At 73.9% G+C, this 24,674-nt stretch carries 20 protein-coding genes; 7 read left to right on the forward strand and 13 right to left on the reverse strand.

The genetic code is table 11. The annotated features are described in order from the left end of the window. Positions 1-59: 59 nt before the first annotated feature. Positions 60-1,472, reverse strand: a complete 1,413-nt coding sequence (locus ABT122_RS15325; protein ID WP_351551015.1) for an aminopeptidase P family protein — start codon at positions 1,470-1,472, stop codon at positions 60-62. A gap of 136 nt (positions 1,473-1,608) precedes the next feature. Between ABT122_RS15325 and ABT122_RS15330 the strand changes: the two genes are divergently transcribed. Both ABT122_RS15330 and ABT122_RS15335 read left to right on the forward strand, forming a co-directional pair. Next, entirely contained in the window at positions 1,609-2,592 is a 984-nt protein-coding gene (locus ABT122_RS15330) for a LuxR C-terminal-related transcriptional regulator (protein WP_351551018.1), read from the forward strand. Between the two features lie 130 nt (positions 2,593-2,722). Then, positions 2,723-3,376 (forward strand): hydrolase, encoded by a 654-nt coding sequence (locus ABT122_RS15335; protein ID WP_351551021.1) that lies wholly within the window; start codon positions 2,723-2,725, stop codon positions 3,374-3,376. Positions 3,377-3,474: 98 nt separating this feature from the next. On the opposite strand, the gene ABT122_RS15340 is transcribed toward ABT122_RS15335, so the two are convergent. The 5 genes from ABT122_RS15340 to ABT122_RS15360 form a co-directional block, all read right to left on the reverse strand. Further along, a complete protein-coding gene (locus tag ABT122_RS15340) occupies positions 3,475-3,939 on the reverse strand; it encodes a MarR family winged helix-turn-helix transcriptional regulator (protein WP_351551024.1) in 465 nt (154 codons plus the stop codon). Positions 3,940-4,012: 73 nt separating this feature from the next. Next, complete coding sequence (locus tag ABT122_RS15345) at positions 4,013-6,913, reverse strand: helix-turn-helix transcriptional regulator (RefSeq protein ID WP_351551027.1); 2,901 nt, start codon at positions 6,911-6,913, stop codon at positions 4,013-4,015. A gap of 153 nt (positions 6,914-7,066) precedes the next feature. Next, positions 7,067-9,964 (reverse strand): helix-turn-helix transcriptional regulator, encoded by a 2,898-nt coding sequence (locus ABT122_RS15350; RefSeq protein ID WP_351551030.1) that lies wholly within the window; start codon positions 9,962-9,964, stop codon positions 7,067-7,069. A 172-nt stretch (positions 9,965-10,136) separates the two neighbouring features. After that, on the reverse strand, positions 10,137-10,823 hold the full coding sequence (locus tag ABT122_RS15355) for a hypothetical protein (RefSeq protein ID WP_351551033.1): 687 nt from the start codon (positions 10,821-10,823) through the stop codon (positions 10,137-10,139). 93 nt (positions 10,824-10,916) lie between these two features. Then, positions 10,917-11,474: a DinB family protein gene (locus ABT122_RS15360; RefSeq protein ID WP_351551035.1), complete on the reverse strand. Its 558-nt coding sequence runs from the start codon at positions 11,472-11,474 to the stop codon at positions 10,917-10,919. Between the two features lie 196 nt (positions 11,475-11,670). Here ABT122_RS15360 and ABT122_RS15365 point away from each other — a divergent pair, with 196 nt between their 5' ends. After that, positions 11,671-11,946 carry a hypothetical protein gene (locus tag ABT122_RS15365; protein WP_351551038.1) on the forward strand — a complete coding sequence of 92 codons (276 nt, stop codon included), beginning with the start codon at positions 11,671-11,673 and terminating at the stop codon, positions 11,944-11,946. Positions 11,947-12,179: 233 nt separating this feature from the next. On the opposite strand, the gene ABT122_RS15370 is transcribed toward ABT122_RS15365, so the two are convergent. Then, positions 12,180-13,481, reverse strand: a complete 1,302-nt coding sequence (locus ABT122_RS15370) for a cytochrome P450 (protein WP_351551040.1) — start codon at positions 13,479-13,481, stop codon at positions 12,180-12,182. Positions 13,482-13,693: 212 nt separating this feature from the next. Between ABT122_RS15370 and ABT122_RS15375 the strand changes: the two genes are divergently transcribed. Together ABT122_RS15375 and ABT122_RS15380 are read left to right on the forward strand one after the other, a co-directional pair. Further along, positions 13,694-14,251, forward strand: a complete 558-nt coding sequence (locus ABT122_RS15375) for a DUF1697 domain-containing protein (RefSeq protein ID WP_351551043.1) — start codon at positions 13,694-13,696, stop codon at positions 14,249-14,251. 91 nt (positions 14,252-14,342) lie between these two features. Continuing rightward, positions 14,343-14,921 carry an O-methyltransferase gene (locus ABT122_RS15380; RefSeq protein ID WP_351551046.1) on the forward strand — a complete coding sequence of 193 codons (579 nt, stop codon included), beginning with the start codon at positions 14,343-14,345 and terminating at the stop codon, positions 14,919-14,921. A gap of 107 nt (positions 14,922-15,028) precedes the next feature. Here the strand turns inward: ABT122_RS15380 and ABT122_RS15385 are convergent, their stop codons facing one another. Beyond that, complete coding sequence (locus tag ABT122_RS15385; protein WP_351551048.1) at positions 15,029-15,808, reverse strand: hypothetical protein; 780 nt, start codon at positions 15,806-15,808, stop codon at positions 15,029-15,031. Positions 15,809-15,818: 10 nt separating this feature from the next. Then, positions 15,819-16,415, reverse strand: a complete 597-nt coding sequence (locus ABT122_RS15390) for a DinB family protein (RefSeq protein ID WP_351551052.1) — start codon at positions 16,413-16,415, stop codon at positions 15,819-15,821. Between the two features lie 220 nt (positions 16,416-16,635). On the opposite strand from ABT122_RS15390, the gene ABT122_RS15395 reads away from it, so the two are divergent. Then, entirely contained in the window at positions 16,636-17,517 is an 882-nt protein-coding gene (locus ABT122_RS15395; protein WP_351551055.1) for an LLM class F420-dependent oxidoreductase, read from the forward strand. An 85-nt stretch (positions 17,518-17,602) separates the two neighbouring features. Here the strand turns inward: ABT122_RS15395 and ABT122_RS15400 are convergent, their stop codons facing one another. Both ABT122_RS15400 and ABT122_RS15405 read right to left on the reverse strand, forming a co-directional pair. Next, positions 17,603-18,994: an MsnO8 family LLM class oxidoreductase gene (locus tag ABT122_RS15400; RefSeq protein WP_351551058.1), complete on the reverse strand. Its 1,392-nt coding sequence runs from the start codon at positions 18,992-18,994 to the stop codon at positions 17,603-17,605. A 324-nt stretch (positions 18,995-19,318) separates the two neighbouring features. Next, the gene (locus ABT122_RS15405) at positions 19,319-20,083 is read right to left on the reverse strand and encodes a hypothetical protein (RefSeq protein ID WP_351551061.1); all 765 of its coding nucleotides are present in this window, start codon (positions 20,081-20,083) and stop codon (positions 19,319-19,321) included. A gap of 164 nt (positions 20,084-20,247) precedes the next feature. On the opposite strand from ABT122_RS15405, the gene ABT122_RS15410 reads away from it, so the two are divergent. Beyond that, positions 20,248-20,850 (forward strand): TetR/AcrR family transcriptional regulator, encoded by a 603-nt coding sequence (locus ABT122_RS15410; RefSeq protein WP_351551064.1) that lies wholly within the window; start codon positions 20,248-20,250, stop codon positions 20,848-20,850. A gap of 183 nt (positions 20,851-21,033) precedes the next feature. Here ABT122_RS15410 and ABT122_RS15415 read toward each other — a convergent pair whose 3' ends face one another. Both ABT122_RS15415 and ABT122_RS15420 read right to left on the reverse strand, forming a co-directional pair. Continuing rightward, a complete protein-coding gene (locus ABT122_RS15415; protein ID WP_351551157.1) occupies positions 21,034-22,305 on the reverse strand; it encodes a phosphatase PAP2 family protein in 1,272 nt (423 codons plus the stop codon). Positions 22,306-22,633: 328 nt separating this feature from the next. Beyond that, on the reverse strand, positions 22,634-24,484 hold the full coding sequence (locus tag ABT122_RS15420) for a cytochrome P450 (protein ID WP_351551067.1): 1,851 nt from the start codon (positions 24,482-24,484) through the stop codon (positions 22,634-22,636). Positions 24,485-24,674 lie beyond the last annotated feature (190 nt).

Raw genomic sequence — 24,674 nt, forward strand, 5'->3', positions numbered from 1 at the left:
TCTCACGGGTGCGCGCCGGGCCATGGACCGGGTCCGGCGCGCACCGGGCGTCCGCGCGGTCAGCCCGCGAACCGGGCCATCCACTCCTCGACCTCGTCCGCCGACCTCGGCAGGCCCGCCGACAGGTTCTCGTGGCCGTCGGCGGTGACGAGCAGGTCGTCCTCGATCCGGACACCGATGCCGCGCCACTCCTCGGGCACGGTGAGATCGTCCGGCTGGAAGTAGAGACCGGGCTCCACGGTGAGCACCATGCCCGGCTCCAGCACGCCGTCGACGTACTCCTCGTTCCTGGCCCGCGCGCAGTCATGGACATCGAGGCCGAGCATGTGGCCCGTGCCCGCCATGGTGAAGCGGCGCTGGAGGCCGAGTTCGTACGCGCGGTCCGCCGGTCCCTCGATGAAGCCCCACTCGACCAGCCGGGCCGCCAGATGGCGCTGGGACGCCTCGTGGAAGTCGCGGTACGGGGCGCCCGGCACCACGGCGGCCATGCCCGCCTCCTGGGACTCGTGGACCGCGTCGTAGACCTTGCGCTGGAGGGGGGTGAAGGTGCCGCTGATCGGCAGGGTGCGGGTGACATCGGCGGTGTAGAGGGTGTGGGTCTCCACCCCGGCGTCGAGCAGCAGCAGGTCCCCCGGGCGCACCGGACCGTCGTTGTCCGTCCAGTGCATGATCGTGGCGTGCTCCCCGGCCGCGCAGATCGAGCCGTAGCCGACGGAGTTGCCCTCAAGGCGGGCGCGGCGGAAGAAGGTGCCCTCGATCCACCGCTCGGAGGAGGCGACCGCCCGGGAGAGCTCCCCGATCACATCGGTGAATCCGCGCACGGTGGAGTCCACGGCCTTGCGGAGTTCCGCGATCTCCCAGTCGTCCTTGACCAGACGGAGATCGCTGAGCGCCTCCTCCAGTGCCTCGTCGCGCTCCGCGTCGGTGGTGACGGCGGCCTCCAGCGAGGGGTCGACACCCCGGACGATCCGGGTCGGCGCGCCGGGCGCGGCGGCCAGGTCGGCGGCGGCCGTGCGGATGTCGCGGCAGGGCAGACCGAGGACGCGTTCAGCCTCTCCGAGGGAGCGGCGCCGGCCCATCCACAGCTCCGCCGTGGGGCCGGTCCAGAACTCGTCGTCGTCCCTGCTGTCCCGGGGCAGCTGGTAGCAGTGGGCGTCATGGCCGCCGTCCGGCCGGGGTTCGAGGACGAGCGCGCCGTTCCGGGCCCGGTCCCCGGTCATGTGGACATAGGCCGAGTGCGGCCGGAAGGGGTAGCTGTCGTCGTTCGAGCGGACCTTGAGGTTCCCGGAGGGGATCACCAGACGCTCGCCCGGAAAGCGCGCGGAGAGCGCGGCGCGGCGGCGGGCGGCGTACGGGGCCTGCTCACCGGGGCGCAGATCGCGGCGCTCGGTGTCGGCCCAGCCCGTGCGCATCAGGGCGGAGAGTTCCTCGGAGATCCCCGCGTAGAGACCGTTCTTCCGGGTTTTCGCCATGTCCTCGTACACCTTTCTCTGGGCCGGTTCGCCGGCGGTTCCCGGACGGTATCCCGCGCGGTGCCCGCCCGGTGCCCAGGAGTGCCACTGGCACGGATCGGCCACCGGTGGGTCCCGGCCGCCGATAATGAGGCGCATGAGAAACGCGAAACTCGGTGAGGCGCTCCGCCTTCTGGGGCTCGACCGTGCGGCGGCCCAGCTCTATCTGGCCCTCCTCGATGTGGCCCCGGCCCCGCTGGGGGAGATCGGGGCCGCGGCCGGTCTGGGCGGCGCTGAGCTGGCCTCGGCCCATGGCGCGCTGGTCGACGCCGGGCTGGCGAGCGCCGCCGGGGAGGGCGGGGCCCCGGTGGCGCCGGTGCCGCCCACCGCCGGTCTGGAGATCCTCGCCCGGCACCGGGCGGCCGAGGTGGAGGAGTCGCGGCTCGCTGTCGGGGGCGCGTTCGACGCGTTCCGGCGGCAGCGGCTCGCCGCGTACAACGACCATCTCGTGGAAGTGGTCACCGGCGACGCCGTCGGCCCCAGAATCCGCCAGGCCTGGGCGAGCGCCCGCGATCAGATCCGGCAGTTCGAGTCGCCTCCGTACGCACCCCTGGCGGGCGCCACGGAGGACGCGCTGGCCACACTCGCCCGGGGGGTGACGCAGCGGGTGGTGTACTCCCGGGACGCGCTGGAGCATCCGGGGCATCTGAGGGACGCCGTCGAGCCGTGCGTCCGGGCCGGCGAGCAGGCCAGGGTGCTGCCGTCGGTACCGGTCAAACTCGTGATCATCGATGAGGTGTACGCGCTGGTCTCGCTGTCGATCCACGAGGCCGATGTGCACAACACCATGCTGGTCGTGCAGCCGTGCGGCCTGCTCTCCGCGCTGATCGCGCTGTTCGAGCAGTCCTGGCGGAACGCCCTGCCCTTCCCCGGCCGCGCGGCGGGTCCGGGCGGCCCGCCACCCGCGGACCGGCGTCTGCTGTGGCTTCTCGCCTCCGGCGCGAGCGACGATGCCATCGCCCGGGAACTGGGCATCAGCCGCCGCACGCTGTTCCGGCGGCTGCAGATCCTGATGGCCCGGCTCGGGGCCGCGAACCGCTTCCAGCTGGCGTTGCAGGCGCAGCGCGGCGGATGGCTGTGAACCGGCCGGCCCGCCGGCGCGGCGCGGTTCTAGGTGGTTGTCGCCGACGCGAGCGCGTACGGCGCGGTGGAAAGGTCACAGGCGCGGTGACCGAACGGCCGCGGACCGACAACGACCAGCGGGAGAACTCATGGCAGCCCAGGGCATCACCTACACCGGTCTCGACGCGCTCCTCACCCCGGAGAACTCCGTCGTTCTGTTGATCGACCATCAGGGTGCCCAGTTCGCGGGCATGCGCAGCATGGACGCCGGTCTGGTGGTCAACCATGTGACCGCGCTGGCCAAGGGGGCCAAGGTGTTCGATGTGCCGACCATCCTCACCACCGTGGTGGAGGAGCGCGGTGGCCGGCTCATCCGGCAGATCCAGGACGTGTTCCCCGACCAGACCCCGATCGACCGTACGACGATCAACACATGGGAGGACCAGCGGGTGGTGGACGCCGTGGCCGCCACGGGCCGCAGGGACATCGTCATGGCGGGGCTCTGGACGGACATCTGCCTGGCCTGGCCCGCGATCCACGCCATAGCCGACGGCTACCGGGTGTTCGCGGTGACGGACGCCTCGGGCGCCACCAGTGTCGAGGCCCATGAGCGCGGCATCCAGCGCATGATCCAGGCCGGTGTGATCCCGACCTGCTCCGGAACCGTCATCGGGGAGTGGCAGCGGGACTGGGCCCGCGAGGAGACCGTACCGGGCGTGACCGAGATCCTGCTGGAGCACGGTGGTGTCTTCGGCACCAGCCTGGCCTGGGAGCTGCAACTGCTCGGCCTCGACAAGAGCTGAACCCGCGCCGGACGGCCCCGCGGTGCCCCCGCCGGGGCGGTCGCGGGGCCCGTCCGGCGAATCCTCCCCGGGGGCGCGGAACACCCCGGACGGGTTCCCTATCCCGGTTCCCGGCCGACGGCGTCCAGCATTCTGCCGATCAGCTCGCCCAGGGTGTCGACCTCCTGGGACGTCAGGGGGTCGAAGAAACACCGGCGGACCGTCTCCACATGGAGAGGGGCCGCGCTCTCGATCGCGCTCCGCCCCGAGGCGGTCAGCCGCACCATGGCTCCCCGGGCGTCGTCGGCGCACGGTTCCCGGGTGACGAGGCCGCGCTTCTCCATACGGATGATCTGGTGGGAGAGCCGGCTGCGCTCCCATCCCACCTCCAGGCCCAGTTCTCTCGACCGCAGCAGTCCGCCGGGCGCGTCGGAGAGGGGGACGAGCAGCGCGTAGTCGGCACCCGAGAGACCGGAGTCCCGCAGGAGCTGGCGTTCCTGCGCGCTCTGCAGATCCCGGCGCAGGTCCCGGTACATCTTCCAGACCCGCGCCTCCCGCTCGTCGAGCCATCGCGGTTCTTTCATGGGAGGGAAGGTAGCAGAGGGCCGGCATGGCCCCGGAGGGGGAAATGAGCGCGCTCCCCGGGCCGGGACTCCGTCAGATCCCGGGCAGCGCGGTGGGCAGTTGCCGGCGGGAGGAGAGGCCCATCTTCTTGAACACACCTCTCAGATGGGCGTCCACCGTCCGGGGGCTCAGGTTCAGTTCGGCCGCCGCCTCCCTGGTGGTGGCTCCCGTCGCCACCAGATGGGCAACCCTCCGTTCCTGGGAGGTCAGCAAGGAGGTGTCGGCCCGTCCGGTCCAGGGCGCGGAGCGCGCCCGGAGGGTGCGGGCGCGCTCCCCGGCAGCGCGCGACTCCCGGGCGGCCCGCGCGGCGAAGGCGGCGGCGCCGCAGGCGGAGAACACCGTGTACGCCTGTCCCAGCTGTCGGCGTGCCTCGACCCGGTATCCGCCGGCCCGCAGCCATTCCCCGTACAGAAGACGGCCGCGAGCGGCCTGCGGGGCCGCCCCGCTGAGATCGAGGCGCCGGATGGCCTCCCGGTACAGCTCCCCGGCCTCCGCACCGCCGCAGAGGAGGGCCTGGGAGCGCAGCCGTACTCCGAGCGCCCAGTCCGTGGAACTGGCGCGGGTGCGCCGGATCACTCCCTCCAGCGCCGCGTCGGCGAGGCCGCGCTCTCCCGACCGGGCTGCCGCCTCCACGAGTTCGGCCAGACCCCAGGTGTGCAGGCCGGTCTCGTCGAGCCGATGGTCGGAGCGCCACACCCGGACGGTGTCGGCGGGGCGGCCGAGTCCGTTGAGGAGGACGGCCCGGGCGTGGCCGACGGCCGTGAGCAGCCGGCCGTCCCCGCGCGCGACCGCGTCCCGCCGGGCCTCGGCGGCGAGCGACGCGGTCCGGGCCCGGTCCCCGCGCCAGGCGGCGAGGGTGATCCGCGCACAGGACAGCTCCGGGTCGCCGGACCCATCCGGGCAGTCGGGGCGGTCCGGGCCGCTCGGCGGGGAGCCGGCCTCCCGGACCAGGGCCGCGGCGGCCCCGAACTCGCCGGTGTGGACATGGAGCAACGCCCGCCGGCCCAGGGCGGCGCGGAGCACGGTCCAAGGGCCCGAGCGCCGGGCCTCGCGCAGTTGGCGGTCGGCGAGCCGGTGCCACGCGGACTCGTCCCACAGATCGATCGCCGCACCGCACAGCGCCCCCGCCTCATCCGCTCCGGGAGGCGGGGTCCCCTGGCCGTCGAGGTGGGAGCGGAGCGCGCGTTCCAGCGCGGGCGCGGCGGAGGCGACACCCGCGCGCTCGCGGGTGGTGAGGGCGCTGAGCAGCAGATCGAGAGGGCGTGGGAGGCCGGGAGGCGGGGTGGGGTGCCCGCTGCCGGATGGCTCCGATGGTTCCGAGGGTTCCGGGGGTTCCGGGGGTTCCGGGGGGTGGGCTCCGGTGGCGAGGCGGCCCGCGCGCTCGGTGGCGATCAGCCGCTCCAGAGAGACCTCCCGCAGCAGCGGCGCGTCCATGGGGACGGAGGCCAGGAGCGCGGCCGCCCGCCGCAGCAGACCGGCCGCGCTCGCGTACCGGCCGCGATCGAGGGCCAGGCGGGCGTGGAGGGTCTCGGCACGGGAGGTCAGCCGTTCGTCGAGCGGCCCGGAGCGGACGCGTGCCAGCAACCGTTCGGCCGACCGGTGGGCTCCGGCGGCACGGTGGGCCCCGGCGGCGCTCAGAGTGCGCGCGGCGCGGTCCCGGGCGCCGGGGGTGAGCCGGGCCGCCGCTTCGAGGAGGACGGCGGCCCCGCCCGGTGTCCCGGACCGCGCGGCCGATCGCTCGACGGCCGCCGCGATGGCCTCGTCCGGACCGGCGAGGGAGTGCGCGCGGTGCCGTGTCCCCGGGTCCGGTCGGCCGGCGACGGCGTCCGCCGCGACCGCGAGGGCGCGGTGGGCGGACCGGCGTTCGGCCGGTGTGGCCCCGCACCAGACGAGGGTCCGCACGAGGGGGTGGCTGAACCGGACCCACAGGCCGACCTCCAGGAGCGCGGCCCGCTCGGCGGGCGCCGCCGCCTCGGCGCCGATGCCCAGGTGCCGGGCGGCCCGCCACAGATACAGGGGGTGTCCGGTGGGCTCGGCCGCCGCCACCAGCAGGAGCCGGCGGGTGGCCGGGGGGAGCGCGGAGAGGCGGTCGCGGAGGTCGGCCTCCGCACACGCCCGGGGCGGGGCGTCACCGGATGGCGTGTCCGGGGTGCCCAGGCCCCCCGGGATGTCCGGGTCATTGGATTCTTCCGGTTCATCCGGGTCGTCCGGTGCGGGGAGGCGGGCGGCCCGGGAGATTCCGATGAGGGCGGAAGGGTTGCCCCGGGCCTCGGCGACGACACGGTCCCGCACCGGGCGGTCGAGCGGGTCGAGGTCGCGCCGCGACAGAAGGATTCGGGCGTCCCGCTCGGGCAGTCCGGCGAGGAACAGCGTGGGAAGACCGGCCAGTTCGGTCCGGCCGTGGTGCCGCCGGGCCGCGAGCAGGAAGACGACCGGAATGTCATGGACTCTCCGGGCGGCGAAGGCGAGTGCCCGGCTGGAGGCCCGGTCCAGCCGGTGCGCGTCGTCGACGGCACAGAGCACGGGCCGTTCGGCCGAGGCCGCGGCCAGCAGGCCCAGCGCCGCCGTGGCCACGAGAAACGGATTCCGGTCGGTGGCGGCGGCGCCCCGCAGCGGCGCTGCCTCCAGACAGCGCCGCTGCGGCGGGGGGAGCGTGGCGACGACGGCCGCCAGCGGGGCGCAGAGCCGGCTCAGCCCGTCGTAATCCCGGCGGTTGTCCGTCTCCTCGCCATGGCCGCGCAGGACGGTGGTCCCCGGCGGGGTCCGCACCGACGCCAGCAGGGCGGTCTTCCCGATGCCCGCCTCGCCCACGATCACCAGCGCTCCCCCGCGCCCGGCGGCGAGACCGGCGATCAGCCGGTGGAGCCGCCGGCTCTCCTGACGGCGGCCGATGAGCGGAGCCCCGCTCCCGGGCGACATCCGGTGGGTGGACACCGCTCCCCCGTCGTCCGACGCGACCGCCGCACGCCGGGGCCCGGCGCGCCGCCCGCCCGGGCATCACGGGCGCGCGCCTCACCCTCCCACATTTGAGGACACGTCAACAATATGGCCCGGCGCGGCCGGAGGGCTCCGGCGCCCGAGCGCGGCTCAGCCGTCGCGACCGGCCCGTCCGCTCCGCTCCCCCGGTGTGTCATCACGGTGGAACGGCATCTGTCCGAGCTGTCTGCGCGAGGTGATGCCGAGCTTCCCGAAGATGTTCCTCAGATGGGCGTCGATGGTCCGGGGACTCAGGAAGAGCCGCGTGCCGACCTCCTTCGACGTCGCGCCGGCGGCGACCATGCGGGCGATCCGGAACTCCTGTGCGGTCAGTCCGACGGGGGCCGGGAGCTTACGGCTCCGGGGGTGCTCTCCCGTACTGTCCAGCTCGCGGGCCGCACGGGCCGCGAAGGCGCCCGCGCCCATGGCGGAGAGCCGCTCGTGAGCGGTGCGCAGCAGGGTACGGGCCTCCCGCCTGCGCCCCTCGCGCCGCAGCCACTCGCCGTAGACGAGACGGGCACGGGCGGCGTGCACGGCCCCCCGGGTGCGGTCGAGCCGGGTGATCGCCTCCCGGTAGCACTCCTCGGCCTCCGGTCCCTCCGCCAGCAGGGCCCGGGCGCGCAGGGCCACTCCCCTCGCCCAGTCGGTTCCCGCGCTCCCCGCCCGGTCGAGCAGGCGCGCCAGCACCGGGGCGGCGATCTCCCGTTCGCCGGTGCGGGCCGCCGCTTCCAGGAACTCGGTCAGAATCCAGGCGTGGAACCCCATCTCGTCGAGCCGGCAGGCGGGGTGCAGGATCTCCAGGGCGGTGTCGTAGCGGCCGAGTCCGTTGAGGAGGACGGCCTGGGCGTACTCGACGGCGGTGACGAGTCTGCCCTCGCCCCGCTCCTCGGCACCCGCCCTCGCCAGGTCCGCCAGCTCCAGGGTCCGGCTCTCCTCGCCGCGCCAGGCGGCCACGGTCACCTCGACGTACTCCAGGCCCGGGGCGCCGACCTCCTCGGCGACGGAATAAGCCTCCGCGACGAGGGTGGCGGCGTCGGCGAACTGCCCGGTGTGGATGTGCGCGAGCGCCCGGTAGCTGAGTGCCACCGGCAGCACCGCCAGCGCGCCCGCCGCCCTGGACTCCGCCAGCTGGCGCTCCGCGAGGGAGATCCACGCGCCGTCGTCCCACAGGTCCATCGCGGCGCAGCAGGCGAGCCACAGCTCGCCTGTCGCGGGACGGCCGCCGTCGCCCCGCTCGCCGTGGGTTCCGGTACGGGGACCGGTGTCGGCGCGCGCCCGGACCCGGCCTCGTCCCTCCGCGTCGTACGTCTCCACCACCCGGCGCAACAGCGGCACCGCCGCCGTGAAGCCCTCCGTCGCCCGGGTCGTCAGCGCGTCGAGGAGAAGATCCGCCGGGCGCGCGGGAGGAGCGGCCGGGCCGCCCGGCACGGCCCGCGCGGCGGCGGCCACATCGGACATCCGGACCGAGTGGGCGAAGCGGCCGACGAAGACGGCGGCGGCGAGGGCGTCGAGGAAGGTCTCCCGGGCGGCCGGGAGATCGACCGGGGCCATGGCGCGGGCGGCCTCCAGGAGTCGGGCCAGCGCCGCGTCGTCCCGGTTCTGGTCGAAGGCGATCGTGGCGCGCAGGGCCCGGGCCCGCGCCCGCTCACGCGGTCCGAGCGGTCCGGTACGCGCCACGGAGAGCAGCGCGAGTGCCTCGTCGAGCGCTCCGGCCTCGCGTTTCGCCACGGCGGCCGACAGCGCCCGCTCGGCGCGCGGACCCGGCAGCGGGGTCAGCCGGGCCGCTTCGGCGAGGAACACCGCCGCGGCGGCGGACCCTCCCCGGGCCCGGGCGCGGGCGGCCGACCGGTGGAGCGCGTCGGCGGTGTCGCCATCCGGGCCGACGGCGGCCTGGGCCAGATGCCAGGACCTGCGGTCGCCGTCGCTCCCGTGGTCCAGGGCACGGGCCAGCGCGCGGTGGACGGCACGGCGCTGCTCCGGCCAGGCGGAGCGGTAGACCGCCGAGCGCACGAGGGGGTGGCGGAACCGTACCCAGTTCCCGGGGCCCCCGAGGCCCTCGGAGCCCTCGAAACCTCCGAAGGAGACCAGCCCGGCCTCCTCGGCGGGCCCGGCGTCGCCGGCTCCGATGTCCATCTCCGCCGCGGCCCGTATCAGCAGCGAGGGGTCGCCGGTGGGTTCCGCGGCGGCCATCAGCAGCAGGGTGCGCGTACGGGCCGGGAGACCGGCCAGCCTGTCCCGGAAGCTCGACTCGACCACGGCCGGAACGGCGGACGCGTCGGGGCGGGCGAACCCCCCGGCCAGCGAGCCCGCGCGAGGCAGTTCGAGCAGGGCGAGCGGATTGCCGCGGGCCTCGGCGAGGATGCGCTCCCGCACGCCCGGGTCCAGGGGAGCCCTGACCCGGTCCATGAGCAGCCTCCGGGCGTCCGTCTCGGCCAGCCCGCCCAGCGCGAGACACGGCAGCCCCCGTAATTCGGGGCGGGTGGCCGGGTCCCGTACCGCGAAGACCACGGCGATCGGCTCGTCGCGCACCCGGCGGGCGGCGAAGGCCAGCGCCTGCGCCGACATCGGGTCGAGCCACTGGGCGTCGTCGACGGCGCAGAGCAGCGGAGTGCCGCCCGCCGCGCCCGACAGCAGATGGAGGAAGGCGAGGCCGACACGGAAGCGGTCCGGAGGGTCGCCGTCCCGCAGGCCGAAGGCGGTCTCCAACTCCGCGCGCCGGGGCGCCGGCAGAGCGGCGATCCCGCCGAGAACGGGTCCGCAGAGCTGGTGCAGCCCGGCGAAGGCGAAATCGGTCTCGAACTCGGCCCCCTCGGCACGCAGCACGCGCACCCCGGGAGCGGACCGCGCGTACGCCAGCAGAGCGGACTTGCCGATGCCGGCCTCCCCGCAGATCACCAGGGTGCCGCCGCGCCCGGCGGTCACCTCGCCGAGCAGCGTGTCCAGACGGGCGCGCTCGCGCCGCCGTCCGATGAGAAGGGGTCGCTCAGGACCGGGGTGAGAGAGGGCCACGCCCCCATTCTGTGGTGGACCGGTCACGGGCACCCCGGCCGCACCGCGGCCTCGGGACCTCCGTGCCCGGAGGCCGTCCCTGTTCGCGGGCCACCATCCCGGCCGGCGCCGCGCGCGGGGCCGACACGCCCTCACGCGCGGGCCCGGGCCGGCACCGAGGGGTGCCGTCCCCCTACCGGGAGGACAGCTCGGCGTACACCGGCGCGTGCTCGAAGGGGTACTGGACCCAGGCGTCTCCGGCGAAGCACTGGGCGGCGTGCCGGCGCATCCGGGGCCCGTAGAGCGCGTGGTCGATCAGCTCGGTGTAGCCGCGTGGTTCGCCCCGGCCCAGAAGGCCCGCGGTATCGGCCAGATGGACATCGAGGCCCGGGTACATGAGTCCCAGATACGGCAGGTCGTCGAGGTCGAGGGCGAACACCGGGTACTCGCCCTCCTCGTCCGGGTCGGTGACGGCCAGGATGCGTCTGGAGTCCGACCCTCCGGGCAGGAGGAAGCACTCGGAGAAGCGCCCGGCCAGCCAGGAGAACTCCTCGGCCCACGGGGCGCCCATCTCCTCGGCGACCAGTCGGTCCAGCGGCCGGGGCGCGAAGCCGCCGTCCGGGGTGAACCAGTGGTGGCGCTCCAGGAGGCTGGTGTCGAACGCCAGCCAGGCGCGCAGGCTCGGCGACAGCGGCCGTCCGGACGGGAACGCCGCCCGCGCGAGCCGGCTCCCGGCCATCGGCCGGGCGACGGCGCCGTCCACCCAGGGCATGTGCCGGTACGGCAGCGCGCTCGCCCCGGGATCGCGCCGCACCTCCTCGATGACCCGCTCCGTCAGGGCCGCCGCGTGCGCGGGACTTCCCGTCCCCTCGATCACCATGGGCCGGGACGCTAACAGCCGCCACTGACAGCCGGGCCGGTGGCCTCGCGCCCGGAGCGGGGCGCGACAGGCCGGCCGCCGTCGCCGCGCGGGTCAGGCCATGCTCGTGGCACCGTCCAGGGACTCCCGGATGATGTCGGCGTGGCCGGCGTGCTGAGCGGTCTCGCCCACGAGGTGCAGCACCACCCGGCGGGCCGACCACCGCACCCCGGGCTCGAACCAAGGGGCCTCCGGCAGCGGGTGGGAGGCGTCCAGATCGGGCAGGGCGGCGATCAGTTCGTCGGTCTCACGGGCCGCCTCGCTGTAGTCGGCCAGTACCTCCGCCAGCGTCTCACCGGGCAGCAGCCGGAACTCGTCCGCCCGGTCGGCCCAGTCCTTCTCGGACATCTCCGCGGCGTTTCCCATCGACGAGGGCCCGTCGGCGATGAACGCGGCCCATGCCCGCTCGACCCTGGCCACATGCTTGATGAGGCCGCCCAGACACAGCGAGCTGGCGGTGGTCCGGCGTCCGGCCTGCTCATCGGTGAGATCGCGCGTGGTCAGGCGCAGGAAGCTCCGGTGATGGGCCAGCGACTGCAGCAGTTCGGCGCGCTCACCGGTGAGGGAGGGGGCGTTGGGGAGGTCGCGGCTGATCTGCTCGTTCGCGGTCATGTTGGGTGACTCCCGTTCGGTGCGGTCCGTGGTTCTGGGATCACCATAGGAGTTATTGCGGTCAGGTTCCGTCCTCTATGACGACGGTCGATCCGGGAAGCGGTGTGCGGCACGGCACGGCACGGCACGGCACGGTTGAGGGGACGTTCCCCCCGGGACGACGGGCCGGGCCGCCGCCGGGAATTCCGTCCCGCCGATGAACCACGGGGGCTCGTGGACCATCCTTCTGCTCAGGACGGTCGTCATGAGCGGTACGGAACCGCGGGAACGGATGGGGGAACACGTGGTCCTGATGGTGCTGATCGGCGTTCTGGTACTCGTGGTGCTGGGATGCGCGTGCGTCGTGTGGTCCCGGCTCGGCGGGCCGCCCTGGACCAGGAAGGTGGCGGCCGTGACCCTGGCCACCGGGTCAGTCACCCGGGCGTTCGGGAAGAGCCGGGGCGGAAGCCGTGGTGGAGGCGACGGGGATTAGGTCGTCTCTTTCGGATCGTGCCGGGCTCGCGAGCCCCGGCACCGCGCCTCGCCGCGTTGTCGTCGGTCGCCGACGCTCCGCGCGGGCGGGAGGACGAGTGACCCCGTTGCCATGGACAGGCTCCCCAGGACCACACCCGCGCGGGCCGGGAAGGCGGAACCGTGCGGCCGGCCCCGGGGGCCCGGGCCCGCCCGAGCGCCGCACCCGGCCCGGGAACCTCGGGAGAAGCACGCTCAGCCCCCGCCCCCGGCGTCCACCTCCAGCACGCAGTCTCGCAGTTCGTAGCTGTCGATGGCCTTGATGAAGCCGACCTTCGGCGGGCTCACCATCCGCACCCCGGGCAGCGCGAACAGCCGGCCGAGGAAGACATCCGTCTCCAGGAGCGCGATGTGCAGCCCGGGGCATCTGTGCGGGCCGTCGCCGAAGGCCAGCCCCGGGGGCCCGGCGTCCTTCATGGTGCGGCCCGGGCGCAGACAGCGCGGTCGTGGGCCGACGGTCCGTTCGTCGACGTTGACGTGATCGACCAGGAGGTCGATCCGGTCACCGGCCGGGACGGTGACCCGCCCGCCGTCGGCGCCGGGCAGGTCGAGTGGTGCGGTGGCACGGCGGCTGAGGCGGCCCACGACCGGTTCGAGCCGCAGGATCTCCCCGAGCACCGCGAGTCTCCCCGGCTCGTCCGCCGCCCGGTAGTGCGCCAGCAGACCGGCGTCGGAGAAGAGATGCCAGGCCGCCGCGCTGATGAACTCACGGGTCGTGACCATGCCCGCCGCCGCGAAGGTGAGGCACTCCCCGAGGATCTCCGGGTTGGAGCAGCCGTCGTCGATGAGGTGGGAGATGAGATCGTCCCGCCGGGAGCGGCGGCGGGACCGCACGGCGGGGCGCACATCGCCGACGTACACCCGCAGCCAGTTGGTGTTCTGCCGCACGGTCCAGTAGATGCCGTGCGGACTCGTCAGCCCCGGTGTGCCGAACCGCTCCGGGAAGAACCGCTCCAGCCGGTCCTTGATGCCGGGTCTGCTCTCCGTCAGACCGATGACCGCGCAGGCCACCTCGATCGCGAGATCGAAGCTGAGATCGGACAGGCGCGCCCGGCCGTCGGCCCGGAGCCGGTCGATCTGGGCCTGCGCGACACGGACCATGACCTCGCGGTAGCGCTCGTCGACGCGGCGCGGGGTGAAGAACCGGGCGGTCTGGCGGCGGTGCTCACGGTGCTCGGGACCGTCCCGGTAGAGCACCGGCCGCCGGATGCGCGGGGGCAGCTTCGACACCATCTCGATCCCGAGCCCCGCCTGCACGGTGGACGCGCTGCGCAGCACGGCGCGCGCCTCCTCGTACCCGCGCACCTCCCACACCCCGTCGGCGCCGCGGGCGACGGGACACCGCTCCGCCGTCCCGCCGCGCTCGATCCTGCGGAATCCGAATCCCTGCTCCGCCGAACCGGGTTCGGCCGGGTCACCGACGTCACCGACGTCACGGAACCCGCCGGACCCACCGGACCCACCGGACTCACCGGACCCACCGGACTCACCGCCCATGAGCGGCACCTCCCTCTTCCCGAAGCCATGCCGAGCACCGGTGCGCCCGGCCTCCCGCACGGGGCCGTGCCGGGTGGTTCCTTCCCGCTCCGAGGGCGCGGGAAGCGGGCATCAGGGGGCGTTTGGCGAACCGGCCCGACGGCCGCCCGGCGGGTCGCCCCCGCGCCGGTGTCGCCTCCTCACCCGGGGGTCAGCGTCTACGCTGGTCCCCCATGACGACGAAGCGGTACGCCGCCCTGCTGCGCGGCATCAACGTGGGCGGCCACCGGAAGGTCCCCATGGCCGGACTCCGTTCCCTGCTCTCCGACATGGGGTACGCGGACGTCGCCACCCATCTCCAGAGCGGCAACGCGTTCTTCAGCACCCCGGCCGCCGACGAGGATGAGCTGGCGGCGGCTCTCGGGCGGGCGATCGAGGAGCACTTCGGCTTCGGCGTGGACTGTCTGGTCCGGGACGGTGACTACCTCGCGGCCGTCGCCGCCGGCTGCCCCTTCCCGGCCGCCGGGCTGGAGGGCCGGCAGCTCCACGTCACCTTCCTCTCCGAAGACCCCGCGCCGGACCGTCTGGCCTCCCTGGACGCCGCCTCCTTCGCCCCGGAGGCGTTCCGCCCCGGCGACCGGGCCCTGTATCTGCACACCCCCGGCGGGCTGGGCCGCTCCCGTCTCGCCGAGGCGCTCGCCCGGCCGGACCTGCTCCGGGGCATCATCGCCACCACCCGCAACTGGAACACCGTCACCCGGCTGGTGGAGCTGACCCGTACCCCCGTGTGACCTGCCCCGTACGCCCGTGTGGCCCGCGCGGACCCCGGGGCGCACGGAAATGACCTTGCCCGGGAGGGCACGGTCCTCGCATCATCACCGGATGGACGACACACCGAGCCGTATCCCGGCCGCCCTGCCCGCGCTGCGCGCCCAGGCGGAGGCGGCGGGTTTCATCATGTCCAGCGAGGACCGCACGGGAGCCCTGCTGGCGGCCCTCGCCGCCGCCCGGCCCTCGGGCCGCATCCTCGAACTCGGCACCGGGGCGGGAGAGGGCACCACGTGGCTCCTCAGCGGCATGGACCACGGCTCCCGCCTGACCAGCGTCGAACTCGACCCCGCCGTCCAGACCTTCGCCCGGGAGCAGCTGGGCGCCGACCCCCGGGTGACCTTCGTGTCCGGGGACGGCGGCACATGGCTGCGGGACTTCGACGGGCCTCCCTTCGATCTCGTCTTCGCGGACACCTGGCCGGGGAAGTTCACCGACCTCGACCGGGCCCTGGCACTCGTGGCTCCCGGCGGGACCTATCTGATCGACGACCTCTTCCCCCAGCCCGGCTGGCCCGAGGGCCACGGCGCCTCCGTCGGGCGTCTGCTGGCCGAGCTGGACGAGCGCGAGGACTTCCGCTGCGTCCGTCTGGCATGGGCGAGCGGGCTGCTGATGGCGGTACGCACGTCCTGACGGCGGTCGCGGCCGGCCCGGCGAGTCCGGCCGCGACGGCAGCGGCGGCCCGCCTCTCCCGGGGCCGCTCCCGGAGCCGCTCCCGGTCGTCGGCCGGGCAGCGCTGTTCAGGCGGCGGGCCAGGTGCCGAGTGCCCGGGCCAGCCGGTCGCTCTGCTCGCGGCCGATGCCCCGGGCGGGATGGGTACCGCACCGGGGGCTCGTCAGCCCGTCGCAGTGCAGGATTCCGGGAAAGGGCTCCCGGCCGCCCGAGAGCGGGGAGGCGGACGGGAAGGCCCATGCGGCCGGCTCCCACAGAGGGTGGTCCGTGAGGAGCACGCGCGCGAGGGACGGAACCAGCTCTTTCGGAAGGCCCGCGTGCAGCAGTGCCCCGCCGACCACGCCCACGGCTTCCCCGGGGAGGTCCTGGTCGCCGAGAGCCGGCAGCAGAAGCAGCAGACGGGCGAACTCGGCGTGGACGCCCGGAGCGGTGAGGTCCGGTGTGCGGGCGATGTGGTGCAGCTCCCGCCAGGAGAGGCCCGGGCCGGACGAGTGACCGCCGACCGTGGCCAGGCCGGCGTGGCGGCGGCCCCACCCCGGGTGGGTGATCACATACTCCGTTCCCGGGTCGTCGGGGAGATTCCAGCAGAGGACCATCGCGGTGTGGCCGCCCGCGAACGGAATCCGGAACACAGGCCACCGGTCCTCGTCGCTCAGCGCGGAACAGGCGGCGTCGGCGTCGGCCCCGTCGACGCCGAACCAGCTCAGGGCGGGGTCGTGCTCCTCCGTCCCGCTCAGCCAGAGCAGATGGGCGGCCCAGAACCCCGGCAGCGCCAGCAGCTCCTCCCCCGCGACGACGGGCGCCTCCTCCCAGCCGTCGATCACCTCCACCGGCGCGGGAGCGGTCATCGGCGCCGGGTCAGCCATCGGCCTGCCGCGCCACCCGCTCCAGCCGGTCCCGGTGGGCCTGCCACCACGCCTGATCGCCCGGTGGCATGTCGTCCTTGTCCCGCGTGTACCCGACGGCTCCGTCGATGAGTTCACGGAGGATGTCGGCGTGGCCGGCGTGGCGCTGGGTGTCGGAGATCACCCGCGTCAGGATGTGGTGCAGGGTCACCTCCCGGCGCTCCTCGGGCCACCAGGGAACATGACCGACCGCGTCGAGCCCGAGCATCCTCACCGTGTCGTCGGAGTGCTCCCACGCCCGGCGGTAGAGCCCCACGATCTCCTCGCGCGACTCGTCCTCGGCGGCCCACATGTCCGCGTTGTGGTCGGCGTCCTCCGTGTACCACCACGATGGCGGCGGGCCGTCGAAGAACGGCCGCCCGAACGTGTCCCCCAGGTAGGCCAGTTCCACGCCGGCGACGTGCTTGACCAGCCCCAGCAGGTTGGTGCCCGTGGGGGTCAGGGGCCGGCGGACATCGTATGCGGAGAGTCCTTCGAGCTTCCACAGCAGGGCGTCGCGCCCGTCCTGCAGATAGCGGAGGAGGTCCGCTTTCGGGTTCGGTTCGATCACACCCGCAGTCTTCCACCCGGCACTGACAACCGGGTCGCGGACCGGCACGGGAGGCGGCCCCGGCGGTCGGCCGGGCGGCCCGCGCCGCACCGGCGAACCGACCGGGTGCGGACGCGGTACGCCTCCCTCCGCGCGGCGCCCGCACCGCCGGGCGGGTGAACCGGCCGAGGAATCCTCTCGATCGGGGAATGAGCGGCGGCACGGCGGGAGTTGACGGTGCATGACATCTCCCGCATCCGCCCGACTGGGCCGTATCGGCATCTGGACCTCCGCGCTGAGCTCGACGGCTCCCGGGGACCGGACGCAGATCACCGAGGCCGCCGCCGAACTGGAGGCGCTGGGGTACGGCACCATATGGATCGGCGCCAGCCCCACGCTCGACGCGGTCACCACGGTCCTCGAAGCCACCGAGCGCGTCACGGTCACGACCGGGATCATCAGCGTCTGGTCCCATGAGGCACGGGATCTGGCGGCCTGGACCGCCGAGACCGAGAAGAGAGCGCCCGGTCGGTTCGTGCTGGGCCTCGGGGTCAGCCATGACCGGTTCACCCCCCAGTACGCCAAGCCCTACACGAAGATGACCGGCTATCTCGACGAGCTGGACACGGCGCCGGAGCCCGTACCGGCGCGGAACCGCATCCTGGCGGCCCTCGGGCCCAGGATGCTCCGCCTCTCCGCCGAGCGCGCGCTGGGCGCCCACCCGTATCTGGTCACCGCCGAGCACACCGCCCGGGCCCGCTCCCTGCTCGGTCCGGAGGCGCTGCTCGCCCCGGAGCTGAAGGTGGTCCTGGACACCGATCTGGAACGGGCCCGCGCCACCGCCCGCGAGGGGCTCTCCTTCTATCTGGATCTGCCCAACTACACCGGGAATCTGATCCGTCTGGGCTTCCAGGAGAGCGACTTCGACCACGGTGGCAGCGATCGTCTGCTGGACTCCCTGTTCGCCCTGGGTTCCGTGGAGCGCGCCACGGCCAGGATCGAGGAGTTCCTGGCGGCCGGCGCGGACCATGTCAGCCTGCAGGCGCTCTCGCCCGGGGGCCAGGGCATCGCGGCGCTCACCCCGGCCTGGCGCGAACTGGCCGGCGCTCTCCGGCTCGGCTGAGGCGGGGGCCGCTCCCGGGAGGCGGCGGCCCCCGCCGGCATCCGCCCCGCCCCGGCGGGGGCCGTCACCGCCGGGGCCGGGCGCCTCAGGGACCCGGCACCGGACGGTCGCCGAGGGCGGGGTAGTCGGTGTAGCCCTCCGCGCCGCCGCCGTGGAAGCCGGTCGGGCGGGCCTCGTTGAGGGGCGCGCCGGCGCGGCAGCGGGTGACCAGGTCGGGGTTGGCGAGGAAGTCCCGCCCGAAGGAGACCAGATCCGCGCCGCGTTCGAGCGAGCGGGCGGCGGCCCCGGGCTTGTCGCGGCCGGCCGGGAGAGGGGTCACCATCAGCGCGGTGGGCCACAGCTCCCGTACCGCCGTGTCCAGTTCCGTGCCCGTCTCGCCGTGGTGGAGGTAGGCGATCCGGAACGGCGCGAGCGCCCGTACCAGGGCGGTGCAGGTGCCGTACGGGTCGGTCTCGGCCAGGTCGCCGGAGGGGTGGCACCGCGAGACGCGCACCCCGACCCGGTGGGGGCCGATGGTGTCGGCGACGGCCCGGGTGATCGCGACGGTGAGGCGGACGCGGCCCTCGGTGTTCCCGCCCCAGCGGTCGGTGCGGTGGTTGGCGTTCTCCGCGAGGAACTGGTGGAGCAGATAGCCGTGGGCGGCGTGGATCTCCACCCCGTCGAGGCCTGCGGCGACCGCGCGGCGGGCGGAGCGGACGAAGCCGTCGATCAGCTCCCGTGTCCCGGTGTCGGTGAGGGCCCTCGGGGTGACGGCGGGCACCCGGCCCGCCGGGGTGTGGACGAGGGTGCCGGCGGCGAGCGCCGAGGGCGCGACGATCGCGTACGGCTTCGCCAGGGTCGCCGAGGGGCGGAACGCGGTCCGGTACAGCGCCGGCGCGGTGCGGAGCTGGTCGGGCGCGAAGTGGGAGGCGAAGACGAACGGCAGCCCCTCGCGGGCGGCGAGGGCGGCGCCGAAGGTGGACGAGCCCAGGATGTGGACGGGCAGGTCGACGCCTTCGCCGGGGATCGCGCGGACCTTGCGCTCCGTGCCGCCGGGGGCGAGGTAGCCGCGGAGTTCGGCGGTCTGCTCGGGGAAGTCGGCGCCGCTCCGGTGCTCGCGCCGCAGGGCGCGGGTGGTCCAGGGGTCGGTTCCGGGGGCCCGGCCGAGGCCGAGGTCGATCCGGCCGGGGTGGTGGGTGGCGAGGGTGCCGAACTGTTCGGCGACCACGTACGGAGCGTGGTTGGGCAGCATCACGCCGCCCGCGCCGACCCTGATCCGCTCGGTCGACGCGGCGACCTGGCCGATGATGATCGAGGTCGCGGAGCTGGCCATCGCGGGGGTGTTGTGGTGCTCGGAGATCCAGAAGCGGTGGTAGCCGTACGCCTCGGTGGCGCGGGCCAGCGCGACGGTGTTCCCCAGGGCCTCGGCGGCGGGCCGGCCCGCGCGGATCGGGGAGAGGTCGAGGACGGAGAGCGGGATGTCGGAGTAGCCGGTCACAGCGGCTCTTTCGGGGGTGGGCGGGGAGCCGGGGCGGCCCCCGCGGGGGGGGTGGGTCGGAGGGCCCGGTTCCGGTGACGGATCGGAACCGGAACCGGAACCGGGCCCGTGGGCGGCCCGGCGGGCCGTGGCTGGTTCGTCAGGACAGGTCCGGGACGGCCTTTCCGGCGAGCCGGCTCCCGCGCACGGCGCCGAGCACCCCGGACGCGCCGCCCCGGACGGAGAACCGCACGGCGGGCCGGACGGAGAGAGGGGCGGCGGGCCGGCCGGCCGTGCCCGGGGCTCCGTTGACCACGGCCCGCCGGCCGGGTCCGGGGGCCGTGATCAGATCCGCGGCTCCGGGTGCGGCGGGGAGACGTCGAAGGACGAGTGCGCCCCGCCCAGCGCCCGGGACTCGGGCAGCCAGGAAGAGATGATCAGGCTGGTCCGGTCCATCAGCGGCGCGGCGCCGACCCGCTCGGGCAGGAAGCGGCCGAAGGGCTCGACCCGCTCCAGGCGCTCCAGGCCCCGGGAGACGGCGGTGGACTGGTCGGCGTCGTCGGTCTTCGCGGCGACGGTGAGGATGCCGATCTGCTTCTCCTCCGGCTGGAACATCAGCCAGACGCTGGACAGATCCCGCTTCTCCGCCTCGTCGCGGACGGCCGGCCAGACCTCCGCCAGCAGCGGCTCGGCGTTCTCGGCCGTGAAGGAGTAGCGCTCGAACCGGTTGACGTGGTGCGCGGTGGCCATCGGCTTGAAGTCGTGCGCGCCGGTGACCTTCCAGTAGTGCTTGTCCACGCCCGGGAAGCGGGACCAGAACTTCACACCGGGCTCCGGGAACAGCTCCTCGTTGGTGAAGTGGTGGTAGTCGAGGACGTTCTCCCAGGTGTCGAAGAGGTAGCGGCCGCCGATGTACGTGACGCCGGTGGCCGGGTCGAAGCGCAGCGGGGTGTACTTGTGGCGCATCCCCGGGCGGATGTCCATGTTGGGGCGCTCGCGCTCCAGCATGTCGACGAGGTCCTGGATGGAGTAGCGGTCATCCAGGGGGAAGTCGGAGGTGAAGGCCGCCTCCGCCTTGATCGGTCCGGTCTCGTAACCGCGGATGTCCATGACTGATTCCTTTCGTTCCTGATGGTGCACGGTGATGAACGCGGCGCCCCGGTCTCACAACCGGACCGCTCGGTCATGTTCTGAACCGTAGCACAACATGACCGCGCGGTCCGGTTGCCCTCCCTCAATGTGACCGATCGGTCCGGTTATGTACGATGGGGGACATGACGAGAGCCGACGCCGTGCGCAACCGCCGCCTGCTGATGGACGCCGCCGCGGCGGAGTTCGCCGAGAACGGCATGGATGTATCGATCACCCGCATCGCCACCCGGGCCGGAATCGGCAAGGGGACGGTCTTCCGCCACTTCGACACCAAGGAACAGCTGCTCGCCGAGATCTTCAGCGACCGCCTGGAGGAACTGGTGGCCGCCGGGCTCCGGCTCGCCGAGTCGGAGGACCCGGCGGGGGCGCTGTTCGAGTTCATGACCATCGGTACGGAGATCCAGGCCCGGGACCGCTCCTTCTGCCAGGCCGCCGCCGCGCTCTCCCGCAGCGAATCCGCCGTCCGGGCCTCCCGCGAACGCCTCGCGGACGTGGCCGGGACCCTCACCGCCAGGGCGCAGCGGGCCGGGGCGATCCGTGAGGACATCACGGGTCTCGACATCGTGCTGCTGCTGAGCGCCGCCTCGCAGGCCGTCCTCAGCGTCAGCGAGGAGGCCCCCGGCCTCTGGCAGCGCTATCTGGCCCTGGTCTTCGACGGCCTGCGCCCCGGGAACTCCGGCACCCTCCCCGCCCCCGCCCCCACCCGGGACCAGTTCATGGGCTAGGGAGTTCCTTTCGGGTCGGGGCGGGCCGGGGCGGGCCGGGCCGGGCCGGATCGGATCGGTGAGCGGGGTCCGGAGAGACGGCCCAGGACCTCACCGCCACCGCCTCACCGCCTCACCGCCTCCGGAAACGACAGATGGGCCCGTGACCGTCACGCCGGCCACGGGCCCATCCAGGAGAATCGCTCAAACCAGTTCGAATTGCTTTTTCGGCTGGCGAGCCGGTGCGGGCTTCGACTCCCACCGGCGGGTGGTCCGTATGTAGAGATGGATCACCGAGGCCATCGCCAGAAGGAGAAGGGGTCCGGACACCCAGGGATATGCGGCCATCTCCATCGGCAGATAGCGATAGGAGGCCAGCATCGCGACGAAGACCGCCAGGCCGAAGACGACCATCCGCACCCCCGCCGCGTCCCAGCCACGGTCGAGCGAGCGCAGTCCCGCCTCGATCGTGAGGGTGAAGACGACACCGGCCACGAGGTCCACACCGTAGTGGTAGCCGAATCCCAGCGTCGCGGCGAGCGTGGCGATCAGCCAGAACGTACCCGCGTACCGCAGCAGGCGGGGTCCCGTCCGGGAGTGGATGAAGATCGCTACAGCCCACGCCGTGTGCAGACTGGGCATGCAGTTGCGCGGGGTGATCTCGTCGAAGGGCATGAGCTGCGGGGTGGTGATCTGCGGCTTGGTGTTCGGCCAGAGATCGGCCACCGCCCACGGTCCGCCGTCGACTCCGTAGGCGAAGATCGGGCCGACCACGGGGAAGACCATGTAGATGCCCGGGCCGAGCAGACCGATGACGAGGAAGGTGCGCACCAGATGGTGGCCCGGGAACCGGCCCTCGGCCGCCACATGGCGCAGCTGGTACACCGCGAAGACGACCGCGGCGACCGCGAGCTTGACGTAGACCCAGTCGAGAACTCCGGCACCGACCGAGCCGGTGGCCTCGACCATCCGGCCCACCAGCCACGACGGGTTGCCCAGCGCGTGATCGGCGGTCGCCACGTACTGGTCGAGCACCTCGGGGCGGGTCTTCGATGTGATCAGCAGCCAGGTGTCGCCGGTCTTGCGGCCCGCGACCAGCAACAGGCCCAGTCCGACGCCCTTCAGCAGCAGCGCCCGTTCCTGGCCGGTGCGCCGGGTCACGGCGATGACGGCACAGCCCAGCATCACCCACAGGGTGCCGTTGCCGTACCCCTGCTCGGCGTCCAGCGCCCAGCGCACCAGCGCGAAGACGGCATCGATGCCGACCGCGGCGCCGACCGCGATGAATCTCTGGCGCCAGGTGAGCACCACCATCATCAACGCCATGCTGGCGTAGAGCAGGTGGCCGGACGCGGGGACGAATATCACCTCACGCGCCTGATGGGCGATGGGTCCCGGCAGGTCGTAGCGGCGCGCGGCCAGTTCGAGGGCGACAAGGAACAGCAGGGTCACCACGCCCGCCGCGGCCCACAGCATCACCCGGGGCCGACACCATGAGGCCCGTGCGGCCCCGCCGCCTATTCGTGAGAAGAAGCGCGATATTACACGTATCAATGTTCAGCCGATTTGTTTTTGATCTTGACGGGAAGGTCATTCTTCGTGCCGGGCGGCACGATCCAGATGAGACATGGACGGTCAGGACTATCACAATAATTCGATCATGTTATCGAAGTAAGTCCGATGCGTCCCGCTCCCCACCCGATCCGGCCGATCCTCCCGTCGTGCGTCCGCCCCTCCCTCGCCCGTCGTCGAGGGAGGGGGGCGCGCCCGGCCCGCGGGCGCGCACGGGCCGGGGCCGCGCCGGCTACAGGCGCACGGGGAGGGCCCGCAGGTGCCAGTTGACCGGATTGGTGCCGCGCGTCAGCCGCCCCGGGTCGGTGGCCAGCCGCAGATCCGGCGCGCGGTCGAGCAGCGCGGCCAGGGCCACGGCGGTCTCCTCCTGGGCCAGGTGCGCGCCCAGACAGCGGTGCGCGCCGTGGCCGAACCCGAGGTGGGGTTCCCTGCCCCGGCGGGTGCGGCCGAGGTCGAGGCGGTCGGGGTCGGTGAAGGCGGCCGGGTCGCGGTTGGCCGCGGAGACGATGGGAAGGACCGCCTCACCGGTGCGGACCGGGGTGGCGCCGACGGTGGTGTCGCAGGTGGCGTAGCGCGGCAGCGCGCGCACGACGGGGCCGCAGTAGCGCATGAGTTCGTCGACGGCGTACGGCATGAGGGTGGGGTCCTCGCGCAGCAGGGCGAGCTGGTCGGGGTGGGCGAGGAGCGCCTCGGTGCTGTTGGCGATGAGGTTGACGGTGGTGATGTGCCCGGCGACCACCAGGTTGGTGATGAGTGCGACCAGCTCGTCCGTGGTCAGCCGGTCGCGGTGGTGGGGTGCGAGGAGTTCGGAGATCAGGTCGCCGCCGGGGTGGGTGGTGTGGTGGTCGATGAGCGCGTGGGCGTCGTCGAGCATGCCGGCGAGCGCCTCACCCAGCTCGTCGCCGCAGACCCCGGCGCTCAGGATGGCGCTCCGGGCCCGCCAGCGGTCGCGGTCGGCTTCGGGGACGGCGATGAGTTCGCAGATGACGGTGATGGGGAGCGGCCGGGCGAAGTGCTCGACCAGGTCGACGACGCCGTCCTCGGCGTGGTCCGGCAGACGGTCGAGGAGCCGGGCGGCGATGGCCTCGATCCGGGGGCGGAGGGCGGCCACGCGGCGCGGGGAGAACGCGGCGGTGACCAGTCCGCGCAGCCGGCGGTGGTCGGCGCCGTCCGCGTCGAAGATTCCGGCGCGCAGATACTTCTCGTGCCCCGGGTACAGGCCGCGGGCCTGCCAGGTCTGTTCGGTGCGGTGCGCCACGGGGGCACCGGGGACGGTCTCGGCGTCGATGGTGAAGCGGGGGTCGCTCATGATCGTGCGGATGTCGTCGTGGCGGGTGGCGACCCACATGAGGTCGACGCCCCGTACCCGTCCCCGGACCATCCGCTCGCGTTCGCGGATGTGCGCGTAGGCGGTGAACGGATCGCGGACCAGCTCATGGTCGGCCAGGTCCAGCGGCTCTCCGTCGGTTCCGGTGTGATCCTGACGGGTGGTGCGGGGTCCGGGGGTGTCCGGTTCGGGGGCGCCGTGTCCAGGGGCCTCGGGCCCGGCCGCGCCCGGTCCGGGGGCATCCGGTCCGGCCGTGCCCGGTCCGGGGGCATCCGGTCCGGCGGAGCCCTCTCCGACGGCGTCCATTACGGCGACGCCCGGTTCGCCGAAGCCCTGTCCGGGGACCTCAGATCCGGCCGCGCCCGCTCTGGCGGCATCTGATCCGGCGGAGCCCTGTCCAATGGCATCGGGTCCGACCGCGCCCGGTCCGGTGATGCCGGGTACAGCGGCGTCCCGTACGGCGACGTCCGGTCCGGTGATGCCCTCTCCGGGGGCATCAGGCCCGGCCGCGCCCGGTCTGGCGAAGCCCTGTTCGACGGCATCCGGCCCCGCGAAGCCCTCCCCGGCGGAGCCCTCTCCGACGGCGTCCTGTCCGGGGGCATCAGGCCCGGCCGCGCCCTGTTCAACGGCGCCCGGTCCGGTGGCATCCGGCCCCGCGAAGCCCTCCCCGGCGGCGCCCGGTTCGGCCGCTTCCTGTGCGGCGGCGTCCGGTGCAGCCGCGTCCTCTCCGGTGATCTCCTGGTCCTGGCCGGTCATGGCGGGCTCCCCACACGCGGTGTTCCGTCGGACGGCTGTTCCGTGAGGGCATCATCACGCGGGGGCGCCACCCGGCGGTCCCGCGAGAACGCCAATCCCCCCGAATGAATGGATTCGCCGCACCACCGCCGCCACGGGCGCCACTTCGGCCGCACCCGCGCCCACCGGGCCGCCCGGCCGCCGGCCCGCG

This window comes from Streptomyces sp. NPDC001985 (assembly GCF_040296845.1).
Taxonomy (GTDB): Bacteria; Actinomycetota; Actinomycetes; order Streptomycetales; family Streptomycetaceae; genus Streptomyces.